We start from the raw sequence: 274 nt of genomic DNA on the forward strand, positions 1-274 counted from the left end.
GGGTAGGCGCATCTTTTAACACCTCAAGTACTGCGACCAGGGCCTTGGCCTCACGGACACCCATAGCCACGAGATCGGACACTGAGGCCAGCTTCGCCTGATTTCGCTGACGCTGCTCTCTCGCCTCGGCGATCTTCGCATCTTCCGCTTCCTTGTTCACAGCGTCTTCAAGCCCGGCTAGCGTGTCCACAAGGAGATCGTTATAAATTTCGATCCGATTCTTCTTCTTGCTTTTCAACGCGGAAAGCATCGGTTGGACGGGACCGAGCCATTC

General features: G+C 55.5%; 1 pseudogene. It reads right to left on the reverse strand.

Annotated features, from left to right (window positions below):
- Positions 1 to 238: pseudogene (locus NCS28_RS33115) on the reverse strand (ATP-binding protein); the annotation flags it as partial.
- Between the last annotated feature and the right edge of the window lie 36 nt (positions 239 to 274).

This window comes from Caballeronia sp. INDeC2 (assembly GCF_023631325.1).
GTDB lineage: Bacteria > Pseudomonadota > Gammaproteobacteria > Burkholderiales > Burkholderiaceae > Caballeronia.